The organism is Methanosarcina siciliae T4/M, assembly GCF_000970085.1.
Classification (GTDB): Archaea; Halobacteriota; Methanosarcinia; order Methanosarcinales; family Methanosarcinaceae; genus Methanosarcina; species Methanosarcina siciliae.
The window spans coordinates 3,199,058-3,221,350 of record NZ_CP009506.1; the positions used below are offsets into that span (position 1 = coordinate 3,199,058).

Genomic DNA, 22,293 nt, shown 5'->3' on the forward strand with positions numbered 1-22,293 from the left:
AGTTTTATGTACAATAAAAAGGTGATGGACCATTTCATGAATCCGAGAAACGTGGGAGAAATAGAGGATGCTGACGGCATAGGAGAAGCCGGAAACCCTCATGGGGACCAGATGAAAATTTTCCTGAAAATCCGGGGCAACAGGATTGAAGATGTAAAGTTCAAGACATTTGGCTGTGCAGCAGCAATCGCATCCAGCAGTATGGCAACCGAATTGATAAAAGGCAAGACCCTTGAAGAAGCCTGGGAACTTACAAACGAAGATGTGGCTGAAGCGCTTGAAGGCCTGCCCCCGGGAAAACTGGAGTGTTCGGTAGTTTCCAGGGAAGCAACCCACAGGGCAATCAATGATTACCGCAAAAAGCAGGGGCTTAAGCCTCTTCCGGAGCAGTCCTGAAAGAAAGCAGGAACTCATGCAAAGCCTTCCGAGGATCTTTATCGTAAACTTGATCATAAGGGTACCAGATCATACCCTATGAAAAAAATAGGGATCGCAATTACCGACCCGGAAGACTGGACAGCCCGGACGTTCATCAATACAGCGAAGGAAAAAGGCTTTTCTCCTTTTGTTCTTGACCTCAGGACAGCAGAGGTTAGCATAAGTTCAAAAAATTCCGAGCAGGCAACTATTTTCAAGGCAGGGGAAAGCCTGCTCTCGGACCTTGATGCCCTTATTATCAGAGATGTCGGAGCAGGGGCTTTTGAAGGCGTATCTTTCAGGTTTGATATTCTGAGGGAACTGGAGGCAGGAGGAGTTCCGGTCATAAACTCTCCGGAAGCTATCCAGAATGCGGCAAACAAGTACCATGCTTCTTACCTCCTGGCAAAAGTCGGGCTGCCAGTGCCTGAAACTGTAGCCGTCCAGAGCATTGAAGCAGCCTTAAAGGCAGCATCCCGGTTCGGAGATGCCGTAATAAAACCTGTTTTTGGATATAAGGGAAAGGATATCGCAAGGGTAAAAGACGGAGAAATAAGATTTTCAGACCGGCAAACCGGATCCGGAACTGTGGAAGAGATTCTTGAAAAGCTGCTTGAAGAGAGGGGGATGCTGTATATTCAGGAGTTTATAGAAAATCCCGGGAGGGATATAAGGGTTTTTGTCGTGGGAGACACTGCCATAGGCGCTATTTACCGAAAAGCGGCTTCAGGTTCCTGGGTAAATAACCTCAGTCAGGGAGGAAGTGCAGACCGCTGTGTACTTACAGGGGAACAAAAAGAAATTGCGGAAAAAGCTGCCCTTGCAGTAGGCACGACGTTTGCAGGTATTGATATAATAGAAGGACCCGAAGCTCAAACAGGCAATGAAAATAAAAAAACTGAAGATAGAAGCGCTGGCCAAGGTTCCAGGATACTTGAAGTCAACGGAACGCCTTCAGGAAAAGGGATTTTTGATGCATGGGGTATTAACCCTGCCGAACATATCCTGGAATACCTGCAAAATATATTATGAATTAACTATAAATGTCATTGACAATAGTGTAATATAATTTAGTAAGATACCAAATAAAGGTATTCTCAACTCTGTAAATATACCAATATATATAATATATAAAAATTATCCCTAACTCAAATATATATAGAAATTATCCCCTAACTCAAATCCGTAAACTATCCATCCATAAACTATCTGACCTGCAAAAACAGTAGGCAACCTGTAAAACCGAAGTTGTCGAAGAAGACTTTGAGAAACCCCGAAAGAAACATTCAAGCTCGGCCCGGCAAGGCTGACAGAAAACATTTAAGATATAGGCTGACCTTGATATGCCCGAGGAAAAGGATGAGCGAATACAAACAGTGTATAGTTACCCGGGACGACCTGAAGCTTTCAAAAGGTAAGTTTGCCGTACAGGTAGCTCATGCAGCTATTTCCGCGGCTGAATGGGCAAGCAAAAGCGACCTTGAAAAATGGAAGGAAGGAGGGCAAAAAAAAATTGTCCTGAGAGTTCCCAACCTTAAGGACCTGTATGAACTTAAGGAAAAAGCAAGACGGGAAGGACTTCCTACCGCCCTGATACAGGACGCAGGCCTTACGGAAATTCCGCCTGGGACGGTCACGGTGCTCGGGATAGGCCCGGCAAAAGAAGAGATTATAGATAAGGTTACGCGGGATCTCAAACTTGTTTAAGTGACCTAAAAAGGATTGAACCCGTTCTAAAAAAGTGAGTAGAGGATACCTGAAGAGATGTTTTCACGGACAGAAAAAAGTTCTGTCTGTTATTCTATTCAGGAGGATATCAATGAATAACCCGGAGTTTTCAGAAAAAAACGCATCAGAAAAAAAGGCACTCTTGATAACTACGGTCTTGTTTATATGTTTTGTACTTGTTACAATTACCGGGTTTCTCTTTTCGGACTCAATTGGCAATTATACGAATGAGTTAAAAGGTTATCTTGGATTGGGCGCGGAGCCTGAAATCTCTGAAGAGGTATTCATACCCGATATAGCTTCTTTTACTTTTCCGGCAGTCCCTTCGTACTCCACTTCAAATAAAGAACTTACTCCTATCCTAAGAACTCCATTGCAGCCCGGTTTTTCTCTGAGTAGCAATTACCAGACCTCTGAGTTTTACCAGGGTGGGATAAGTTATGTTAAAATCAGAATTAAAAACGATGGTCGAAACCCAATCTTTATTGACAGGTACGGAGTTTCGGTTAACGCCTCAGTAAGCCGGATCTTTTCCGAAGACTGCGGTGTTTTGCTCTCTCCGGGGGAAGAGCAGAATCTCGGAATAATCGCAGTTGAGGTTCCTGAAGAAGAAAAAGCCACCATCAGCATAGTCCTCTGGCTGCTTGCCTCGACGTCGGAAGGGAAATGGCACGAGTACGAGCCCCATTTTATGAACGGAGTCGTTACCGATCTAAAGCCGATGCCCAAAAAAATTACTCCTAAATACCGATACAACCCTGCCTATTACTTTAAAACAATAAACCGACTTGTAGAGCCATCCGAACCGGACGTGAGAGCCAGAGCAGCCGAAGTAGCCCGCTCATATCCCGGAGCTTATAATATCTACCAGGTATGCGCTCTCTTTGACACGGTAAAAGAAGATATCGAATACGTAAGTGACCCTAGGGGTAACGACATATGGGAGCCAGCCAATGTTACTCTGAGGATAGGAGCCGGAGACTGTGAGGATCAGGCAATTCTTCTTTCCTCCATGATCGAAGCTGTGGGAGGGACTACCCGGGTTTACCTGACTGATAACCATGCCTTCGCGGCCGTTTATATAGGCAACGGAACCGATGCAATTGAAGCCGAAGTTAAAGGGGTAAGGGCTTATTACGGAAATGTTGACGTAAACTACCTGACTGACGAATACGGTTCCTGGCTCATGCTCGACCCGACTTCCAGCCTTTATGCAGGCGGGCTTCCAGGAAAAACAGCCCAGACAAAGATCCAGACAGCAGAGGAAAACGAGACCTACAGGAGCTGGACCTTCATAAACACAAGCACTGTAAAAGTGATAGATATCAGTCCAGGAAATTGAAATTAGTTCTTTATATCAACAAATAAGACCCCCTTCAGGAAGAAAATGTATGCCAGAGAGGGAATTTGCATCAGACAATCAGCCGATTAGCTGTTAATCAGCAACTCTTATCTTTTTAATTATACTTACTCAAAAAATCCAGCCTTAAATTTTATCCATTTATAAAGAGGAGTGTTTGCAACCTATGGAAGTTCCAGAAATTGAAAAACAGATCGGAATAAGTCTGTACTCCACTGACACCGAGGGTCTCGGAGGGCGGCTCCGGCAGGAAGTGGAGGATTTTATTGTTAAAGAGATTACAAATAGAGAAGAAGGAAAGGACGGGAAATACCTTGTTCTCGAACTCACAAAACGCGACTGGGATACCCACCATTTTACCCGGACCCTGGCAAAAATCCTGCAGATAAGCCAGAAGAGGATAAACGTTGCAGGCACAAAAGACAAGCGAGCCCTCACCACCCAGAAGATCAGCATTTTCGATGTTGATGCCTCGGTAATTGAAAAAATCCATTTAAAAGACGTGGAGCTGAAAATCCTGGGTCGTTCCCGGAAGTCCGTGGAACTGGGAGACCTGTGGGGAAATGAGTTCATAATTACAATCAGGGGCATAGCCAGTTCTACCGAAAAGACCGGAGCCATGCTCGAGAAAACAAACGGTGAAGTCCTGGCCCAGGGAGGAGTCCCGAACTTCTTCGGGATCCAACGTTTCGGTTCTGTTCGCCCTGTGACCCACCTGGTAGGAAAAGCCATTGTTGAAGGAGACTTTGAAAAAGCTGCCATGCTCTACATTGCCGAACCCTTCCCGGAAGAACCCGAGGAGACAAAAGCAGCCCGCCAGTTCGTAAAGGAGACCCGCGACTTCAAAGAAGGCCTCAAAACCTATCCCCTCCGCCTGGGCCACGAAAGGGCAATGATGAACCATCTGATAGCAAACCCGGAAGACTACCCCGGAGCTTTCCGCGTGCTCCCTAAAAACCTGTACAGGATGTTCGTACACGCCTACCAGTCCTACATTTATAACATGATCCTCTGCCGCAGGATCGAAAGCGGCATCTCATTAAATAGGGCGGTGGAAGGAGACATCGTCTGCTTCAGGAACGAAGCCGGGCTTCCTGACTCCTCAAAGACGGAAAAAGTCACTTCCGAAACCGTAAACGCCATGAACCGCCTGATTAAGCACGGCAGAGCCTTCATAACCGCCCCTCTCCCGGGCTTTAATACGGGATTTGCATCCGTGCTCCCCGGAGAAATCGAAAGTACAGTCCTTAAAGAACTTGGAGTTTCTCTCGAGGGCTTCAATGTAGAAGAGTTCCCGGAAATGAGTTCGAAAGGTACCCGCAGAGAAGTCCTCCTGCAGGTGGAACCGAAGTTTGAGGTTACAGAGGATGAGTTGAACCCGGGAAAATCAAAGGCTGCACTTGAGTTCATGCTTCCCAAGGGAAGTTACGCTACAACGGTGCTGCGGGAATACATGAAAGTTGATCCCTTGCAGATGAGCTGATATACTGAGAACTCAAAACAAGCCGGACTGCAGAAAAATCAGTCCGCAGGAAGGGAGTCCTGAGGCAAGGTTCACAGGAGCATGGAAGCCCATTTTAGTTGTTTGGAGTTAATGCAACCTCAGAAGCAAGGCAGTTATCTTCCTTACTTACATGTTTTCCACTCGTGAGAAAACCAAACTCCTTCCAGAGCAATCCCATTACGGCCATAAACATCAGGAATTCCGCAGCAGGGGTTGCGAGCCAGATTCCTTCAAGGCCAAGTAAAGTGGGTAAAATCCAGAGCAGGGGAAGGAGGAAGAGAAAAACCATTCCGAGCTGGATGAAAAGAGCCTGCCTGACTTTATTTATCGACTGGAAATATACGGAACCCAGCATAACCGTCCCGTGGGTAAGGAGGGCAAACACAAAAATTTTCATGCCGTTAAGAGTAATTTCCAGGAGTTTGGGGCTGTCGCGGTTAAAGATGAGGATAAATGGTTCCGGATACATGGAAAGAAGCACGAAACCAATCACTCCGGCTGCGAGGCAGGAGATTACAGCTATCTTCAAGATCTCTGCAACCCGGGAATAACAACGGGCCCCGTAATTAAAACCGATTATGGGCTGGGCACCTACTGCGATTCCTTCAAAGATCAGGGAGAAGATCGAGAAAATATAACCGATAATTCCATAGCCTGAAACTGCGAGTTCCGAGCCGTAACTGAGCAGCGTGTACTCGTTCGCAATGAGCAGGACGAAAGTTGAAAACTGCATTGCAAAGGAAGGAAGGCCTGTTTTCATAATTCTGAGAATTATTCTCGACTCCAGAGAGAGGGACCGGGGTTTTAGCCTTATCCCGGCCCATCCGCTGAAAAAATATAGAGCTAGCAGAATTCCGGAAAAGGAAAAAGCAATTACTGTGGCTACGGCAGCCCCTGTAACTCCCATTTCCATCCGCATGACAAATATGTAGTCAAGAACCATGTTTATGAGAACACTCGCCACAACACATATCATAGCAAGTCTTGGTTTCCCATCATTTCGTACCAGAGGATCGAGAGCAATGGCAAGAATTAGGAGTACCGAGCCTGAGAATAGGACTCTAAGGTAACTATTTGCCATGTCAAAGACCGGGCCAGAAGCTCCCAGGAGGCGAAGATAAGAACCCGAGAAGACAAGCCCGATGGCGGTGAGACCTATCCCCGCAAGCAGGAGCAGGGGAAAAGCATTATGTATGAGCTTGAGGGCTTCCTGCCGATTAGCTCTGCCAAGGGCCAGTGCCACAAGGCTTGAAGTCCCGATCCCGATCAGCTGTCCCACAGCAATTATGGCTAGAAGTGCAGGAAACGCAAGAGTTATACCTGCAAGCCCTGGCTGCCCACAGCATTCCCGACAAAAAAACCGTCAATAACTCCCTGGATTCCGGCAACAATCAACCCGATGATTGCCGGGAGAACGAATTTCAGGAAAAGCTTTCCGAGACTTTCAGACCTCATTTCCCATTCATCGGTCATACTTTTTCCTCATCAATCCCACCAGCGATTTTCTCAAAGATTCTCACCAAAACTTTAAATTTAGGTTCATCCAGAATTTTCCGTGTCATTTCAAAAAACCTCATATCGGCTCAGTATTGGTCTTAACTACCTTTTTTCCTTTATCGGCGAGCTCGAGCAGGTAGACTCTTCCGTCCTTTTGGGAAACTTTTGCTTTCAACAGGTCTTTTTCCGCAATTTTAGAAATCATGTTGCTGGCAAGGGGTTTGCCATGGCCTTTGCCAGTTAGAAGATCGTGTAATTGCTCAGGAAATTAATTTTCCTGACGTAGAGGAAGCATTACAGCTGATATCGCTGCATCCCTCTGAAAATTCAGATTCTTTAATTTTTTTGATATAACGGTCCACAATTTCAAGAAACCTGAAATATTCCGTTTTTGCTCGCCATAAATAAAAGAAGGGGGGTTTACTTATGCTAACTACTATATAAAATCTTCTTTAACTAAAGTTTTTTCAGTTCAACCGCGTAAGTCCTATTTAACTAATTTAATTAACCATTTGGCTGATATCATGATCAGCCAAATTTAATTTAGAGGGACATTATGGAACAAAAGAACATGATATCACTATTAATTCAAGTTATTACTTTAGTAGCAGTAGTTAGACTTACTATACATTACCCAAAGTATGATTATATAACTTATTTTTCTATTTGGATTGCGTTTATTTGTGGATATTTATATAAACTGGCCAGTTATTATCGAAAAACTGGAAAATTTAATTGAATACCATTGGTCATCGGTTAATGATTTATTTCCTTCTCTTGTTACTCTTTTTTGAGTCCACTCTATCACTTCTTATTCAAACCATTCTTCTCTGAACCTTTCTCTGTTTACATGTGGATCCAATGCTTGACTTTCATATACACTCATTATAGTTTCAAAATTTCTTTGAATTCCACATCTCTGAAGAATTACTGTCAATAAATCTGATGCATTCTCTGCAAATATTGTGCTCCAACGTAACTGTGTATATTGAGCCATTTTTTCAGGATGAGCTGTTGAGTTTCTTACAAGAGAATAAATTCTTCTGCTAACTATTAGTGTTAGTATTGCTGTCCAGATTAGAGCCTCAATCACCTGCACATTCTTTGTTTCAAGAACGTCAAGCGCATATTTGCTTTTTAACCCCTTAAACAGCAGTTCTATATCCCATCCTGCTCCATATAATTTTGTGATGTCTTTTGTATTCAAAACATCTTTCTGAATATTTGTGATGTATAGGTGATGCTTTTCGTCCTCTTCATTATATACCGCAACAAGACGTACAAGCATCTCATCCCGCTTTTGCTTGCTTTTATACGATCTTCTTTTGAATGCTATTTTTACAACTGCATCAATATCTTTTCCAGAAAGTTGTTTGATACATTCACTAACAGGTTTCTCCATGAAATCTTTGCACATTGTCTTTGGTATTCCTTCATTTATTGAAGCAACAACGGAATCCGTATTCTTCCTTATTCTTGAAACAAAATATCCTCCATTTTCCTCAATCCTTACAAACATTTGAGTTTTGTAAAAACCAAGATCAACAAGGAGAATACGGTCTTTTATCCAGGGACCGATTTTCAATGTTTTGATCTCAGCTGTTTTCTCAGAGTATAAAGCAACGGTTTTAGGTCCGTTAGCAACTGCACTTACCATAACTCCAACTTTTATGCCTGCAGCTGCTGTTCTTGATCTTGATGCCGGAAACTTGTCTGCTAAGAAGAGTGAAGAAGAACAATTGTGCTGTCTTGAATGAGAACATCCTGGAGGTTTTCGAGTTTTTTGCCAGGTTTTCTACCAGGGTCTTTTGCAAGTTCTTCGATACCGTGAATTACACATTGATGAGGAAACTCGACAAGTTCTGGAGTGAATCGATAGTACCAGCTGCTATCGATTATGTTTTTACCGGATTCTTTTTCATATTCTCGTTTCAAACTGGCAAGTGTACGCTGCAAACGTACACCAAAACTGAGAGTTAAAACCCAAAACAAGATAACAGGGTCAATTTTACGTTCACGTTTTATAAGACCAGTTTCTTTAGCAGTTTGTCTTAACCATTCTTCGGGAAACATTTCCCGAAGAGAGTCTTCGAGAGTAGATGGGGGAACGAGGAGACATAGATACCAATAGTTAGGGTATTAATATAAAAACACATGCCAGAGAGCTTCCCTAACGCTTAACCGATGACGCATGAATACAGATTAAACCGTTAAGGGTTTGGTCAGAAATATGACACTTACAATAAAGTTAGTGAAAAATGGACTCAGAAATTATATTTTTGCTAATTTTGATAAGATCAATAGCTTAATTGTAACAAAAATGGGCATTATTCCATAGAATTTATTATAAAGTTAGATGGGTTCATAACCTTGTGTCAAATTAGTTTGAGCTAAGAAAAGGATAGATTTTCAAGATCAATTAGTGGATACTGTCAAATTAAGTTTATAAGACAAGACCGGCAGGTCAGCCTCTATAAACTGCCAGGGAACTTGAAGCACAGACTCCGTGACATTTTCTATCTCTTTCAGATATATGGCTTTTTGGATTTGCTGAAATCAGTCAATCATCCTTAATTTCTAAAAGGGCTGTGTGCTCGTTGTTTTTTGTAAAACTAATTTTAATGAAACGGGTTTTGTTGGCAGGGGCATTCCTTAACTTATTTGTAATATAATATAAGTTTCTACTTCCGGTTTCGGATCAAAATATTTTTACATTTATTTTTTTATCTTTTTTTAAATAAAAATGGAAACGCCTATATAACTTCTAATGTTGACACTGTTACTGGAGGATTTCTATGAAAATTAACAGGATCTTTTTGGTTTTTCTCTTATCCCTGGCACTTACCCTTGCCGGAAGCGGGTGTGTCTCACAGGGAGAGGGAGCAGAAGAAGACGAAAGTGTGGACGAAGAAAGTGCGGACACAGAAGTTGAAAGCGAGGTTTCGAACATCCGGGCAAATCCCGTGACCCCCTGGAATCCCGAACCAACCGAACCTGTAATTGACCCTACTGCCTACATCCATCCCCAGGCAGCAGTAATAGGTGACGTAACAATAGGCGCAAGTGTAATGGTTTCCCCGATGACTTCGGTCCGGAGCGACGAAGGCACGCCGATTTTTGTTGGGGACGAGACCAATATCCAGGACGGAGTCGTACTCCATGCCCTTGAAACGGTTGATGAGGAAGGTGAGCCTGTAGAAAGTAATCTGGTTGAGGTTGACGGTGAAAAATATGCAGTTTACGTCGGAGAAAGGGTGTCCCTTGCCCACCAGGCTCAGATCCACGGCCCGGCCTATGTCGGAAATGACACATTCATTGGTATGCAAGCCATCGTTTTCAAGGCTAACGTAGGAGACAACTGTGTCCTTGAACCGAAATCAGGAGCAATTGGTGTGACCATCCCTGATGGCAGATACATCCCTGCAGGTACTGTGGTAACCTCTCAGGCAGAAGCGGACGAGCTACCCGAAGTCACTGATGACTATGGATACAAGCATACTAATGAAGCAGTAGTCTACGTAAATGTTAACCTGGCTGCGGGATATAACGCATAAAAACACTTTCCTCTTAAGTAGTAAAATGAACGGACTGGACTATACAGGGGAAATATACAGAGTATGGATAGCGAATATAGGGTAAGAACAGAAAATATACTGTAACAAGGAAATATGCTGGAGATATAACTTTAAAAGATGCAAGGGACTTTTACCGAAAAAAACCTGTACCAAAACCTGTACCAAATCTTTTTTCGTTGCCCGGAACTGCCTTATTTTCCTGTTTTCGGGCAAGTTCTCTATTTCTCTTTTCACTCATAATCATACCAGCCGAATTTTATGTCAGCACCCAAGTTTCGCTTCCCGAGTTTTGCTTCCCGAGTTTTGCTTCCCGAGTTTCGCTTCGGGAGCACGAGGTCTGTTTCGCTCCGCTCAAGCAGACTACGTTCAAGCAGACTCATTTGTGGGTAAAAATCGGGAGCGTCGTTCAAGAGAACTAAATTATGATTTCTCTGACCCGTACAACCATATTCGCCATACAACGTCTTTCCTTTACCACTTGATGCTGGAGAGCGGTCTTTCCCATAAAAACAGGATCATGAAAAAGTGCAAGAAGTAAAAGTTACCAGGGAAGCGAATACGAACCGACTGAAAAAATGTGTGGGCTCACTATATCATGTGAATTAAAAAGACTGTTGGTTTTGTTTTCTGAATTCAGTTAATAAAGTAGAATCTGGACTAAAGTTTCGGCATGTTATATAATTAATCGTTTATAATTATGTATCTAATTTTTTAAGTTAACAGTGAGGACTCATGAAGGAAATATTGAAAGATTTCTGTTCTTTATTGTTCATTGTAATTCTTGTCCTGCCTGTGGAGGCAGTGCCCAATGAACTGTCTGAATACGACAACTTTACAGAGGATTCGGGATTAAACAAAACCTCAAATGCTTCGCGTTACTACTTTGACTCCGATTCCGGTTTGATCTGTGTTGCTGCAGGAAAGACCGTAGATTCTGGGGAAATTATTTCTGCAGATGAGCTTGTGGAAGAAATCACTTTTCTTACTGACAGTCCGGAATCGGAATCGTCTCCGGTCTGGACTACAGACGGCCAGTACATCATGTACACCGTTGAAAGAAACGACTCAGAAAATTTAGAATCATATCGGATGAAAGCAGATGGAAGTTCGATCGAAAGAACCGGAATTGGGGAAGGAAACCTTGCCGGTTTCAGTGATATAAATCTTAATGGAACAGAACTGATTTTTACAAAATCAATTAATTCTCAGCCTGGGCTGTATCTGGCAAATCTTGAGAATGGAACAGTATTCCCTGTTTCTGATGACCCGCAGATCTCCGAATACTGGGGGGCCTGGTGCCGCCTCGGGAAAAAAATAACCTACACGCAGAAGGAGGCAGAGATCCCGTCGCAGTTATGGATAGTTGACCGGGACGGAAGCAACAAATTCAGGCTTGGAACCTCTGAAAATGTGGGGACCGGGAAGGACTGGTGTCCTCTAGGACTGAGAGTGATATACAGCGCAAAAGATTCAGAGGATAACTCAGATCTGTGGGTAATAGACTTTTATGGTACAAACCAGGTCAGGTTAACAAATACATCCTATAACGAATGGAACCCCTCTTTCAGTCCAAACGGAAAATGGATAGCGTACGTCTCAGAAGAAGGCGGAATCCCCGATATCTGGCTCAGGGATATTGAAGGAAACTATAGGACCAGACTTACAAACAAAATTGGAAGCCTTGATTCTGTTCCAAAGTGGAGCCCTGACGGGTCAAAAATCGTTTTTGCAGGATACAACCGGGAGAATAATTCCGAAATTAATTCGACAAACACGGATATGATAAAAGGTTCCAACATTGATGGTTCGGATATTGATCCGATAAATGGTTCCAATGCAACTACATTTAACGGTTCAGATACAGCTACAGTTAATGGTTCAGACATCGTTGTTATAAAGCTCTTCTCCTCATCTTATATCTCCCCCGATCCAAAAATCACCAGCGTAAAAGCCGCTCCTCCCGAAGGAGTTTCTCCGGAAGGAAATGTCACAATTTCCGTAACAGTAATCAATGAAGGAGGAAACGCATCTGAAGGCTATATCTCGGTCTCCTTCCCTGAAAATGAGACAATAGAAGATGCAGAGGGAACGGCCAGCAACGTTGATGTTTATTTAAAAGGAAATTTTATCCAGGGAAATAACGGGGAGATAACCGCTCAGTATCCACTTGTTGAACTTGCGGAGTATGATTGGGGTGCGGGGAAGGAAGAAACGCTCAACGTGACAGTGACACCTAATAACCGAACCGAGGAAATTGTGTTTTTCGTAAGGTCCTGGCTGAAAGACGATAGCAACGGCACTTACATAAGAGACCCTTCACTCTCTGCGGACCGGGACCAGCAGGGATATGCTGTATACAGATATTCTACAGGTATTCTACAGAGTATTCAATGAATATATCTGAGGTCTGAGGAGTGAAACACTTCTTCCTGAAGCAGAATATTCGGTCATTAAGTCAGGATTCTTTTCCTTCTTCCTTTCTTTTCTTCCTCTTCTTTTTCTTTTCTTTGTAACTTTTTTATTCTTTAAGTCATTCATCCAGCCCTTTTCTTCCAACGATATAGTTTGCAACCCTCAGGGCGTCCCTTTCTCCCGTCTCTTTTTCGGGAGAGTCACTTAATTTCACTACCGGGATGCCGTTAACACTGTGGAGTTTAATCACCATATTCAGGGGAGGGCTTTCCCGGAAGAATTCCGAATTGTTGGTAAGGCTTGTACCTATCCCGAAACTGCAGTTGATTTTGTCCTGGCAGTATTTTTTGAGCCTAATTGCGGCTTCGGCGTTGAGGGCATCGCTGAAAACTATTACCTTTTTCATCGGGTCGATGCCCATTTTCCTGTAATGCCCTATAACCCCGTCCACAAAGGTGAAAGGATCTCCGCTGTCATGTCTGAAGCCGTCGTAGATTTTTGACAGTTTCAGATCCATGTCCTTAAAAAAGGCCTCAGAGCCGAAGGTATCCGTCAGGGCAATTCCAAGGTCTCCTTTGTAGACCTCCACCCAGTTTTCAAAAGCGAAGCGGTTAGCATACCTGAGGCCTATAAGTGCGGAAGTGCCCATGATCCACTCGTGGCCTACCGTACCTATAGGTTTTAAACCGTACTTTTTTGCAAAAAATACATTGCTAGTCCCTGTGAGGGTTTTTATCGGCAGTAGGGTTTTCATCACCTGGTCATGGAGTTCAAAGCTTCTCCTTCTTCTGGTTCCGAATTCGGCAAAAAGGCAGCCGTTTTCCTCAAGGGCCTTTCCTATTTCCAGGATTTTTTCTCCATAGGCTTCAAGGAGGGGTTCGGATGTTGAGGGGCTTTTCCCGTTCCATTCTTTTTCTATAGTTGTGAAGTAGATCTCGGAGACCGCAGCCATAAGGACAATCTCCCAGAGAATCGTGCTGTGCCAGAGCCCTTTTATCCGGATGTCCAGTTCTTTTTCTTCGGTGAGGCAGACTTTTACTTCCCCGGGTTTGAAACGGAAATTTTTGAGGTATTCAAGGTACATGGGTTTTAAAAAAGAGCAGTTTTCACCAAGCCACTGGTATTCGTCTTCTGTCAGCACCAGGGCGGAGATCTCTTCGTCTATGACTCTCCGGAGCTCTTCTACAAACTCCCGGGAAAAACGCTGGGGTCCCCTGTTGGTAAAACGGTATTCTGCTTCTGCTTTTGGAAATAATTCCAGTACAGCCATCTGCATGGTGAATTTATAAAGGTCGTTATCAAGTATGGATTTTATCACGGAAGGCCTTCCTTTAACGTTTTAGCTTGCTTCTGGCGCAACATCCGTAACTTCTCAGTAATATTGCGGCTTTTTGCTTCACGTATATAACCTGTTATATTTTTAAAATTTCTGATGTACCTGCTCAAAAACAAGTTTTCTTTTTTAAGTTCGGGCAGCCCTTTAACCTTTTTCCTGCTTTTTCTTCCAAACAAATAATTACCGGAAAGAAAGATAATTTGTCTGGACATTAATTTTAACAGGGGGTTCCCGGTATATGGAAAGGGAATTTAAGTTTTCAACAAAATGCGTGCATGCAGGAGAGCGGCCGGAACCTGTCTTCGGGGCGCATACGACTCCGATATTTCAGACTTCGACTTTTATTTTTGAGAATGTCGAACAGGGGGCTGCCAGGTTTGCAGAAGAGGAAACCGGGTACGTATACACAAGAATCCCTCCGAACACACCTACACATGCGGTTCTTGCTGAAAAGGTTGCTTCACTTGAGGGTGGGGAGGCAGGACAGACCTTTTCCTCGGGAATGGCTGCGATAACCGCAGTTGTACTCTCAACCCTGAAACAGGGAGACAACCTGATCTCTACGGATGTGGTGTACGGCTGCACTTACAGCCTCTTTTCGGAGATCCTGCCCGGTCTCGGGATAGATGTCAGTTTTGTTGATACTTCCGATATAGGGAAGGTGAAGGCAGCCTTTAAATCGGAAACCAGGATGGTTTTTCTGGAAACGCCTGCCAATCCCACAATTACGGTCTGCGACATCAGGGAGATTTCCAAACTTGCAAAGGCACAGGGAGCCATTTGCATCGTGGACAATACCTTTGCAACGCCGTATTTCCAGAAACCTCTTGAACTCGGGGCGGACATATCCCTCAGCAGCTGCACAAAATACATAGGTGGGCACGCAGACCTGCTTGGCGGAGTCATTGTAGGGAGCAGGGATTTTATGAAAAGTCTGGGAAAGGTTGTCGGATATACAGGAGGGATTATGGGCCTGCACGAAGCCTGGCTCTGTATCAGGGGACTTAAGACTCTGCACATCCGGATGGAAAGGCATGCAGAGAACGCCCTGAAGGTTGCAAACTTCCTTGAGTCTCATCCCAAAGTAGAATGGGTCAGGTATCCCGGACTTTCAAGCCATCCTCAGCACGAGGTCGCAAAAAAACAGATGAGCGGTTACGGTGGCATGCTCTCTTTTGAGATCCGGGGAGGGGGTGAAGCCGGAAGCAGGCTTATGAACAGTGTCAGGCTCTGTTCCCTTGCAGTGAGCCTTGGGGCAACTGATACCCTTATCCAGCATCCCGCTTCCATGACCCATGCCGGCATTCCCAGGAATATCAGAAATAAGGTCGGAATTAAAGACGGCCTTGTCAGGCTGTCTGTGGGAATTGAAGATTCTGAGGATATAATTGCAGACCTTGAACAGGCCCTATCAAAAATTTGATGCTGGGAGAAAACGATTCAACCTGTTTTAAGTGGATTTCACCTGTCATATTTTCAGAATCAGATAAGGTATATTTGCTGCTGGAGTAATCTTTATTTCAACATGGAGCCTAAAATCAGAAACTTAAGACCAGATAACCGTAAGTCTAACAGAAAAGCCTGAACCTTAAGATAAACAGAAAAGCCTGAACCTTAAGATAAACAGAAAAGCCTGAACCTTAAGATAAAACCTTAACTTAACCGGGGGAGTTTCATATGAAAGCACTTGTATTCGGAGCTGATGGTTTTGAAGATGTCGAACTTATCTACCCTTACCACCGTCTGAAAGAAGAAGGTATAACCGCACATATCGCTTCCATGAAGAGGGGACCGATAACAGGAAAGCACGGTTATGTCCTCGATGCTGACATTACCTTTAAGGATATAAACCCTGCAGATTACGACATCCTTGTGATATCCGGCGGAAAAGGGCCCGAAAAAATGAGGCTCGACAAAGATGCACTTGAGATTACAAAATACTTCTTCAAAGAAAACAAACCCGTTGCTGCAATCTGCCACGGCCCGCAGGTTCTTGTCTCGGCAGGCGTGATAAAGGGCAGGAAAGCTACCTGCTGGATAGGAATCAGGGATGACATCATAGCTGCAGGAGCGCTTTACGAGGATAGCGAAGTTGTAGTGGACGGAAACCTTGTATCTTCAAGGAATCCGGGAGACCTGCACGCTTTCGGAAGGGAAATGATTAAGCTGCTGAAGTGAAATGTTCTTAGGAGTACAGGGTTTCGGGGATGGTAGACTAGACTGTATAGTCTGTCTGTATAAACCTGAATAAGAGATTGGCGAAGGTCATAGACATCAATCAATTCCTTCGATTCTTCGCGATGGAAGTTCTTTTGAAACACTGGGACGGATATACAAACAAATTAAACAACACATATATTTATAATGATGTTGTGGCTGTGAAGTCCTGGAAGCAAAAAAGTTCCAAAAACAGAGAAAAAGCAAAACAGAGACTTGCAAAACTCCATGAGAAAATAAGCAATCAGAGAAATGATTTTCAGCACAAGCTCTCTTTTAAACTTGTTAGCGAAAACCAAGCTTTAGCTGTAGAAACCATCGGAGATACCAAGAAATACATCTTTATGTACCCGATACAGTTACAGTGGATATGCGGTATATTTCCCTGTCTGGTCAATTGGGAATTTGCAAGTTCAAAAACAGAGAGTATGACACTATCTATTGCAGTGCCACAGTGCATACCTCTGGGGTAATCTGAACGTTTATAGCTTCCTTTACTTTTGGGAATGGCAGGTGAAAATATCGGAATGCCTGAAAATTAAACCGCACTTATTAAAGTGTTTTTACGAATAATGGTTAAGAATAATGATCTGGCTCGAAATAACCCTTACACGTATGGTTTCGGGTTTAATAACGGATGGGATTAGAACCATACCTCGAACCTTTTTGTTCTTCATCCTCTACTTTTATTTTATGCGATACGGTTTTTTCAGCTGTTTTTTCGTCTTCTACTTTTATTTTATACCAGCCACACCAACGGCAACTTTCTTTGCAGTGCATGATGTGTTTTACAATATGAGCAAAACCTATTATCGCTAAGATAAAACCCACTATTTTTATTAATTTATGCATAATTATTCACTCCAAGCTATTATTGTACCTTATCGTTTATGAAGATACGCAAACAGGTAGAAAGTCATCACCAGGCAGCAAATGAGTGATGCATACTAAAAAACGGAGAGTATTGACTAGATAACAGAAAAAGATAGCAGAAAAGATTGTTTCTACGAGAAAGAAACCTTTAACGGTTCTCTATTGGTATTTTATCCAGTTTCCCGGATAGAGCTATCCGCTCATCTTTTTTTCATGTCGGATTTCTAACCTATAAAATAAAGATAAGTTTATTAACCGTTGGTATTTATTGGGGCTGAAATCACTTATAGAGAATAGCCGCCTATGAAATGATACAAATGGATTCAATGGAAAAAATATTTGGAAATAAACATGATGAAACTAAAAGAAATAAAGAATAATGCAAAAAAATACCTGGAATTATGTAAATTTATATATGCAGACTCTCGCACCCCCAAAATTTCAAAAATATTATTATGGATTGCCATAGGCTATGCATTATCACCAATCGATTTAATACCTGATTTCATACCTGTAATTGGATATCTCGATGATATGGTAATCCTTCCCGTTCTTTTGTATATTGCAATAAAATCAGTACCTAAAGATGTGTATATAGAAAATTACGTTAAGATTTTAAAGAAATGAGAATAACGGGAATAAATTATCGAAAAACGTAGGCATGAGAAATTCTCTACATTTTCCTCAAGTATGGAGGATAATCCCTTTTTCGAACTTGACAACTAACTCAAGGATACGACCAAATTTTGAAAGCAATAAATATTTTACGCTTTACCAATGCTGTTTTTTGCTATTGAGTGAAAATACCAGGAATGTGGAGTCTTAAAAAACTTTGTAAAATTGTGATGGAGTATGAGCTCGTCAACCTGTCTATCTGGCTATTTTCCATCGATAGTATTATTGTATAAATAAAAAAAATACAAATAAACACAAAATATATAAACAGTAATTATGTATAATCAAAAGTGTGTCAATCTCACAAAAAAACAACAAACGTAACAATAGACAAAGCAATAATCTTAGCTCCAACGGTCCTTATTTACTTTATTAGTTACTTTTTTATATTTATTAAAGAAAACCGAATGAAAACAATAACATTGGACTATACAACCGCCTTAATAAGCTTAATACCAATAATAATATTTTTAGCAGCAATATTTATTTATCACAAATTATCAAGCAAAGCGGTTAATAGTACCAAAAAAATTCCTTAAAAAAGGTTAATTTTGTGAGATTTTCTTATTTTCAGGCAGTGTGCCAATTTTTCTATAAAATTTCCTCTCTACCCTTTTTCTCTTGTTTTTTCAATAAAATAAAGCCTTTAACTTCAACAAGGATTATTTCGGACAAACAGGAATGAATAATTGTTACCGTAAATGAAGAATTTCATGCAAAAATGTTTGAATCAATATAAATATTTTTTATTTAGTTATAGTGAATTAGTAAATTATTTGGCGAAAGAAGAATCCATGAATTTTTTAAAAGTTATAATGAATGAAAAAATATTAAAGCTACAGATATTGATAATTAAGGTAAAAGGATAAAGATTCAGAAAGAACTTCAAAAAAAATAAGTTACCACCTAATAATTTATAATCTTTTTTGGAAAAGAAAATAAATAAGTTGAGATTCATACAGAGAGTAAATCTATACAAAATTTTCCATTCAGTTGTAAAAACCATGAAAAATGATATTCAAGATGATCGAATTGTACGCTTCCAATAAACCAAAAGTTCTCATAATTGACGACGAAAGAGACCAGGCAGAGTTACTATGCTTACAACTCGAAGATGAATATCTTCCTATCCCTGCATACAGCGGAAAAGAAGCTATCGAACTTGTGAAAGCTGAACTTCCTGATTTGATATTATTAGATATGAAGCTGCCTGAGAGTGACGGATATGAGATATGCAGCACACTCAAAAGTGATCCAGAATACAGGTTCATACCCATAATCATAATTTCCGGATTTTTTGAGGATACAACTAACATGAAAGCAATTCAATGCGGAGCTGACGATTTTATTCACAAGCCGCTAAACAGGTTTGAGCTTAAAACAAGGATAAAGTCTTTAATCCGGATAAAAAAGAATTATAAAGCCCTGCAGGAAAGTGAGAGCAGGTATAAACAGCTTTTTAACAACATTCCGGCTGTCACCCTTCTCATTGACCCGGTCAATTACCGTATTGCCGATGCAAACGAGCCTGCGTTTGCTTACTACGGGTATACGTATGCAGAGATGACTGCAAAAAAAATCACTGATATCAGTATACACTCCCGGGAAAGAAACAAAGAGACCATCCAGCAGTTTTTTTCCGAGAAGAAAGGCCATTTTTATTCCTGCCATAAGCTTGCCAATGGTGAAACAAGGAATGTAGAGATGTATATCAATACAATAAACATCAGAGGCAAGGAGCTTATTATTACAAACGTCTATGATGTTACTTTCAACAAAAAGACAGAAATTGAACTCAGGGAATCGGAAGAAAAATTCAAACAGGTTGTAGAACTCTCAATTGACGGCATGATTATAGGGGCAAATAGTGGAAAAATTGTTGACTGTAATGAGGCAGCCTGCAGAATCTTCGGGTACGATAAAGAAGAAATGCTGGAACTGAACGTAGCTGATATTCTCAGGGAAAACTTTAGAAGAGGCATTTCGGAGATAATAAACGTCAAAGCAGTCCCGGACAATAAAATCATCGAGAGTATAAATAAAAGAAAGGACGATACGTTCTTTACGGCTGAAATTGCAACCCGAAAATTCAAACTGGGGGATGAAGAAAGGCTGATAGTGTATGTCCGCGACATTACGGAGCGTAAAAAGGCGGAAAGGGATCTTAAATCAAGCGAAGAGAACTTCCGTGCTCTTGTCAACAATACTCTTGACGGTATAATCATACTTAACTTTGAAGGGAAAGTCGTTGCTGCAAACGCTGCTATTGGAAAAATGTTTAACATGGAACTCGAAAAGATAATCGGTATGAGCATTGCAAAATACCTCGCTCCAGAATCAATACCGGTTGCAATTAAAGACCAGATAAATGTCCTCAATGATCAGGGGGGTTACCTCAGTGTTTACAAAGCAATCTCTTCAACAGGCAAACATTTCTGGATTGAAGGGCTTGGTACAAAAATAATCTACCAGAACCAGCCGGCAAATATCGTAGTTATAAGGGACATAACTGTTAGAAAAAAAGCAGAAGAAGCGCTGATAAATGCAAAAACAGCTGCCGAGGTGGCGAACCGCACAAAAAGCGAGTTTTTAACCAACATGAGCCACGAACTGAAGACTCCTCTGAATTCCATAATCGGGTTTTCGGACCTGCTAAAAGAAGAAATCACAGGGCCCCTTAACGAAAAACAGTCCAGGTATGTTCAGTTTATTTCTTCAAGTGGAAAAAATCTTCTTAATATTATCAATGATATACTCGATTTGTCAAAAATAGAAGCCGGAGAAAAAGACCTCCATATGGAAGAGTTTTCCGTAGATGAAGCTATCAAAACAGTTATCTCAATGGTTCTTCCAAAAACTCAGGAGAAGAATATAATATTAAATTACCATTCCGAAAACAGAACTTTATGGATCGCTGCTGATGAAAGTAAGTTCCGACAGATCATGGAGAACTTATTAAGTAATGCTATTAAGTTCACACCTGCCAACGGTCTAATTGATGTAACCTCAAAACAGGAAGACACCCTTGCAACTATCGAAGTCAAAGACACGGGAATAGGAATCCCTGAGGACAGCCTTGAAAAGATATTTGAGCCATTTATCCAGCTCGATTCATCTCTAAGCCGCAATTTTGAAGGTACTGGACTTGGGCTGACCCTGGTAAAAAAGTATGTTGAAATGCACGGCGGAAATATTTATGTGGAAAGCAAAATGGACGAAGGTTCGTCTTTCAGATTCGAACTGCCGGTAATCCGAAAGAAGGAAATTGAACCCACTCTAAAGTTGCTGGAGAACTAAAAACAAATGACTGAAACTCTGCAACTAAAAAACATTAACTAAAAAAACTAACTGGAAAACATTAACAGAAGAAACACTAACTGAAAAATATCAGCTAAAAAAACATTATCTGATTTTGCAGAATTTCTCCGTTACTGACTACTCTTTTAATTGTTTTGTTTTTTCCGCTCCTCAGTTGAAAGTTATGGAAACAAAAGTTTCCCGTTTGAAAAAGATCCAGATTTGGAAAGATCCAGATTTAAAGATATCCTTATATCCTTACCCCTTCATAGCACAGCCCGATGACAAGCTACAAAGTTCTGGTAAGGGATGTTATAAAACAATCAGATGTCCTTCTTGAGGTTATAGATGCCCGATTTCCTGACGAGACCCGAAACAGTGAGGTTGAAAAGGAGATCATTCGTTTAAAGAAGCCTTTCATAATAGTCATCAATAAGTGCGACCTTGTCTCAAAAGAGAAACTCGAGAAAACCAAAATCCGTCTCTCCAGAATCGCTCCCACGGTTTTTGTATCCGGCAAGGACAGGTCCGGGACAACTATATTAAGGCACCAGATCCTTGAATCTGCCTGCATAAAAGGGCGGAAAATCCTTGTCGGCACCCTCGGGTATCCCAATGTGGGTAAATCCTCCGTTATCAATGGAGTTACCGGCAGGCACAGGGCGAGCACGTCCCCGATATCCGGCCACACAAAAGGTGTGCAGCACGTGGACGCAGGGTCACGTATCATGTTTATGGACACCCCCGGAGTCATCCCCTTCGATGAAAACGATGAATATGTCCAGGGCCTGCTGGGGATAAAGGATGCAAACCACCTGAAGGACCCTGTAGGAGTGGCCCTTAAGATAATAGAAATAATGCTTGTCGAAAACAAGACTGCTCTTGAGGCTTTTTATAATGTCACCCTCGAAGCCCGGGACTCTTACGCCGTAATTGAACTGATAGGCAAACAGTGCAATTTTCTCCAGAAGAAAGGCGAGGTGGATGAAATGAGGACAGCAGTCAGAATAATCAATGACTGGCAAACCGGGCTACTGCTTATCTGAAAAGTTGATAAAGCTCCTGCTCCGGAACAAAAAATCTTGTCTGATTCGGGCGACAGTCTGTTCGGAAAAAAGAAAAAGTATTCAAGCTTAAAAAAGAAATCAACATACAAAGATCAGGAGCGAGAAGGATGAACGAAAGACTGGAGCAAAACCCCGAAAAAAAAGAAGAACTGGAAAAAGCAGGAAAAACAGAAATAGAAATGAAACCAGAAAAAACAGGAAAAATTGAAGAAGAAATGAAATCCGAAAGAGAGAAAATATTGAGAAAAAAACTAATTCTGGTTACCTCAAAACTATTGATCATAGTTTTAGTGATCCTGCTAGCCCTGCTTTCCCAGAAGTAAAGCAGGATATGG

20 protein-coding genes and 3 pseudogenes are annotated in these 22,293 nt (G+C 41.8%); 15 read left to right on the forward strand and 8 right to left on the reverse strand.

What is annotated here, in order from left to right:
* Positions 1-6: 6 nt before the first annotated feature.
* The 5 genes from nifU to truD all read left to right on the forward strand — a co-directional run bounded on the left by nifU (position 7) and on the right by truD (position 4,988).
* Positions 7-396: a Fe-S cluster assembly scaffold protein NifU gene (nifU, locus tag MSSIT_RS13295; protein WP_048172962.1), complete on the forward strand. Its 390-nt coding sequence runs from the start codon at positions 7-9 to the stop codon at positions 394-396.
* Positions 397-474: 78 nt separating this feature from the next.
* A complete protein-coding gene (mptN, locus tag MSSIT_RS13300; protein ID WP_048172964.1) occupies positions 475-1,449 on the forward strand; it encodes a tetrahydromethanopterin:alpha-L-glutamate ligase in 975 nt (324 codons plus the stop codon).
* Between the two features lie 327 nt (positions 1,450-1,776).
* Positions 1,777-2,124, forward strand: coding sequence for a peptidyl-tRNA hydrolase Pth2 (gene pth2, locus MSSIT_RS13305; RefSeq protein ID WP_048172966.1), 348 nt, complete (start codon positions 1,777-1,779; stop codon positions 2,122-2,124).
* A gap of 112 nt (positions 2,125-2,236) precedes the next feature.
* A complete protein-coding gene (locus MSSIT_RS13310; RefSeq protein WP_048172968.1) occupies positions 2,237-3,487 on the forward strand; it encodes a transglutaminase-like domain-containing protein in 1,251 nt (416 codons plus the stop codon).
* Positions 3,488-3,671: 184 nt separating this feature from the next.
* Entirely contained in the window at positions 3,672-4,988 is a 1,317-nt protein-coding gene (gene truD, locus MSSIT_RS13315; RefSeq protein WP_048172970.1) for a tRNA pseudouridine(13) synthase TruD, read from the forward strand.
* Between the two features lie 94 nt (positions 4,989-5,082).
* Here truD and MSSIT_RS13320 read toward each other — a convergent pair whose 3' ends face one another.
* From MSSIT_RS13320 to MSSIT_RS13330, 4 genes and pseudogenes are all read right to left on the reverse strand, one after another.
* Positions 5,083-6,327: an MATE family efflux transporter gene (locus tag MSSIT_RS13320; protein ID WP_331456195.1), complete on the reverse strand. Its 1,245-nt coding sequence runs from the start codon at positions 6,325-6,327 to the stop codon at positions 5,083-5,085.
* Entirely contained in the window at positions 6,324-6,482 is a 159-nt protein-coding gene (locus tag MSSIT_RS24955; RefSeq protein ID WP_231589822.1) for a hypothetical protein, read from the reverse strand. Before MSSIT_RS24955 ends, MSSIT_RS13320 begins: the two co-directional genes overlap by 4 nt.
* A gap of 100 nt (positions 6,483-6,582) precedes the next feature.
* Positions 6,583-6,711: a hypothetical protein gene (locus tag MSSIT_RS25365; protein ID WP_261788830.1), complete on the reverse strand. Its 129-nt coding sequence runs from the start codon at positions 6,709-6,711 to the stop codon at positions 6,583-6,585.
* Between the two features lie 606 nt (positions 6,712-7,317).
* Positions 7,318-8,579: pseudogene (locus MSSIT_RS13330) on the reverse strand (IS4 family transposase).
* A 722-nt stretch (positions 8,580-9,301) separates the two neighbouring features.
* On the opposite strand from MSSIT_RS13330, the gene MSSIT_RS13335 reads away from it, so the two are divergent.
* Positions 9,302-10,060: a carbonic anhydrase gene (locus MSSIT_RS13335; RefSeq protein WP_052721653.1), complete on the forward strand. Its 759-nt coding sequence runs from the start codon at positions 9,302-9,304 to the stop codon at positions 10,058-10,060.
* 251 nt (positions 10,061-10,311) lie between these two features.
* Here MSSIT_RS13335 and MSSIT_RS13340 read toward each other — a convergent pair whose 3' ends face one another.
* A complete protein-coding gene (locus MSSIT_RS13340) occupies positions 10,312-10,491 on the reverse strand; it encodes a hypothetical protein (protein WP_156158862.1) in 180 nt (59 codons plus the stop codon).
* A gap of 355 nt (positions 10,492-10,846) precedes the next feature.
* Between MSSIT_RS13340 and MSSIT_RS13345 the strand changes: the two genes are divergently transcribed.
* Positions 10,847-12,475, forward strand: coding sequence for a TolB family protein (locus tag MSSIT_RS13345; RefSeq protein ID WP_231589823.1), 1,629 nt, complete (start codon positions 10,847-10,849; stop codon positions 12,473-12,475).
* Here MSSIT_RS13345 and MSSIT_RS23465 read toward each other — a convergent pair.
* Together MSSIT_RS23465 and pncB are read right to left on the reverse strand one after the other, a co-directional pair.
* Positions 12,458-12,637 (reverse strand): hypothetical protein, encoded by a 180-nt coding sequence (locus MSSIT_RS23465; protein ID WP_148705622.1) that lies wholly within the window; start codon positions 12,635-12,637, stop codon positions 12,458-12,460. The two genes, MSSIT_RS13345 and MSSIT_RS23465, sit on opposite strands and share 18 nt — an antisense overlap.
* Positions 12,612-13,811 carry a nicotinate phosphoribosyltransferase gene (gene pncB / locus MSSIT_RS13350; protein ID WP_052721654.1) on the reverse strand — a complete coding sequence of 400 codons (1,200 nt, stop codon included), beginning with the start codon at positions 13,809-13,811 and terminating at the stop codon, positions 12,612-12,614. Before pncB ends, MSSIT_RS23465 begins: the two co-directional genes overlap by 26 nt.
* Before the next feature lie 256 nt (positions 13,812-14,067).
* On the opposite strand from pncB, the gene MSSIT_RS13360 reads away from it, so the two are divergent.
* The 4 genes and pseudogenes from MSSIT_RS13360 to MSSIT_RS25745 form a co-directional block, all read left to right on the forward strand.
* Positions 14,068-15,252: a trans-sulfuration enzyme family protein gene (locus MSSIT_RS13360; protein ID WP_048172976.1), complete on the forward strand. Its 1,185-nt coding sequence runs from the start codon at positions 14,068-14,070 to the stop codon at positions 15,250-15,252.
* Positions 15,253-15,506: 254 nt separating this feature from the next.
* The gene (locus tag MSSIT_RS13365; protein WP_048172978.1) at positions 15,507-16,007 is read left to right on the forward strand and encodes a type 1 glutamine amidotransferase domain-containing protein; all 501 of its coding nucleotides are present in this window, start codon (positions 15,507-15,509) and stop codon (positions 16,005-16,007) included.
* Positions 16,008-16,084: 77 nt separating this feature from the next.
* A pseudogene (locus MSSIT_RS25740) lies at positions 16,085-16,186 on the forward strand (hypothetical protein); the annotation flags it as partial.
* Positions 16,187-16,213: 27 nt separating this feature from the next.
* Positions 16,214-16,366 (forward strand): annotated as a pseudogene (locus MSSIT_RS25745) (transposase); the annotation flags it as partial.
* 307 nt (positions 16,367-16,673) lie between these two features.
* Here MSSIT_RS25745 and MSSIT_RS13375 read toward each other — a convergent pair.
* Positions 16,674-16,898 carry a hypothetical protein gene (locus MSSIT_RS13375; RefSeq protein ID WP_048172983.1) on the reverse strand — a complete coding sequence of 75 codons (225 nt, stop codon included), beginning with the start codon at positions 16,896-16,898 and terminating at the stop codon, positions 16,674-16,676.
* 372 nt (positions 16,899-17,270) lie between these two features.
* Here MSSIT_RS13375 and MSSIT_RS13380 point away from each other — a divergent pair, with 372 nt between their 5' ends.
* From MSSIT_RS13380 to MSSIT_RS13395, 4 genes are all read left to right on the forward strand, one after another.
* Positions 17,271-17,546, forward strand: coding sequence for a YkvA family protein (locus MSSIT_RS13380; protein ID WP_048174814.1), 276 nt, complete (start codon positions 17,271-17,273; stop codon positions 17,544-17,546).
* Between the two features lie 1,071 nt (positions 17,547-18,617).
* Positions 18,618-20,891, forward strand: a complete 2,274-nt coding sequence (locus MSSIT_RS13385; RefSeq protein ID WP_231589824.1) for a hybrid sensor histidine kinase/response regulator — start codon at positions 18,618-18,620, stop codon at positions 20,889-20,891.
* A gap of 281 nt (positions 20,892-21,172) precedes the next feature.
* Positions 21,173-21,937, forward strand: coding sequence for a GTPase (locus MSSIT_RS13390; RefSeq protein ID WP_048172987.1), 765 nt, complete (start codon positions 21,173-21,175; stop codon positions 21,935-21,937).
* A gap of 128 nt (positions 21,938-22,065) precedes the next feature.
* Positions 22,066-22,281, forward strand: coding sequence for a hypothetical protein (locus tag MSSIT_RS13395; protein ID WP_048172989.1), 216 nt, complete (start codon positions 22,066-22,068; stop codon positions 22,279-22,281).
* The last annotated feature ends 12 nt before the right edge of the window (positions 22,282-22,293 follow it).

Bases quoted from the DNA above. Each gene is read 5' to 3' on its own strand.
- MSSIT_RS13390 (WP_048172987.1), top strand. From the start codon at position 21,173: ATGACAAGCTACAAAGTTCTGGTAAGGGATGTTATAAAACAATCAGAT.
- MSSIT_RS13310 (WP_048172968.1), top strand. From the start codon at position 2,237: ATGAATAACCCGGAGTTTTCAGAAAAAAACGCATCAGAAAAAAAGGCA.
- MSSIT_RS13385 (WP_231589824.1), top strand. From the start codon at position 18,618: ATGATCGAATTGTACGCTTCCAATAAACCAAAAGTTCTCATAATTGAC.
- MSSIT_RS13375 (WP_048172983.1), bottom strand. From the start codon at position 16,898: ATGCATAAATTAATAAAAATAGTGGGTTTTATCTTAGCGATAATAGGT.
- pth2 (WP_048172966.1), top strand. From the start codon at position 1,777: ATGAGCGAATACAAACAGTGTATAGTTACCCGGGACGACCTGAAGCTT.
- MSSIT_RS13335 (WP_052721653.1), top strand. From the start codon at position 9,302: ATGAAAATTAACAGGATCTTTTTGGTTTTTCTCTTATCCCTGGCACTT.
- MSSIT_RS13380 (WP_048174814.1), top strand. From the start codon at position 17,271: ATGATGAAACTAAAAGAAATAAAGAATAATGCAAAAAAATACCTGGAA.
- MSSIT_RS13360 (WP_048172976.1), top strand. From the start codon at position 14,068: ATGGAAAGGGAATTTAAGTTTTCAACAAAATGCGTGCATGCAGGAGAG.
- mptN (WP_048172964.1), top strand. From the start codon at position 475: ATGAAAAAAATAGGGATCGCAATTACCGACCCGGAAGACTGGACAGCC.
- nifU (WP_048172962.1), top strand. From the start codon at position 7: ATGTACAATAAAAAGGTGATGGACCATTTCATGAATCCGAGAAACGTG.
- MSSIT_RS13365 (WP_048172978.1), top strand. From the start codon at position 15,507: ATGAAAGCACTTGTATTCGGAGCTGATGGTTTTGAAGATGTCGAACTT.
- truD (WP_048172970.1), top strand. From the start codon at position 3,672: ATGGAAGTTCCAGAAATTGAAAAACAGATCGGAATAAGTCTGTACTCC.
- MSSIT_RS25365 (WP_261788830.1), bottom strand. From the start codon at position 6,711: ATGATTTCTAAAATTGCGGAAAAAGACCTGTTGAAAGCAAAAGTTTCC.
- MSSIT_RS13395 (WP_048172989.1), top strand. From the start codon at position 22,066: ATGAACGAAAGACTGGAGCAAAACCCCGAAAAAAAAGAAGAACTGGAA.
- MSSIT_RS24955 (WP_231589822.1), bottom strand. From the start codon at position 6,482: ATGACCGATGAATGGGAAATGAGGTCTGAAAGTCTCGGAAAGCTTTTC.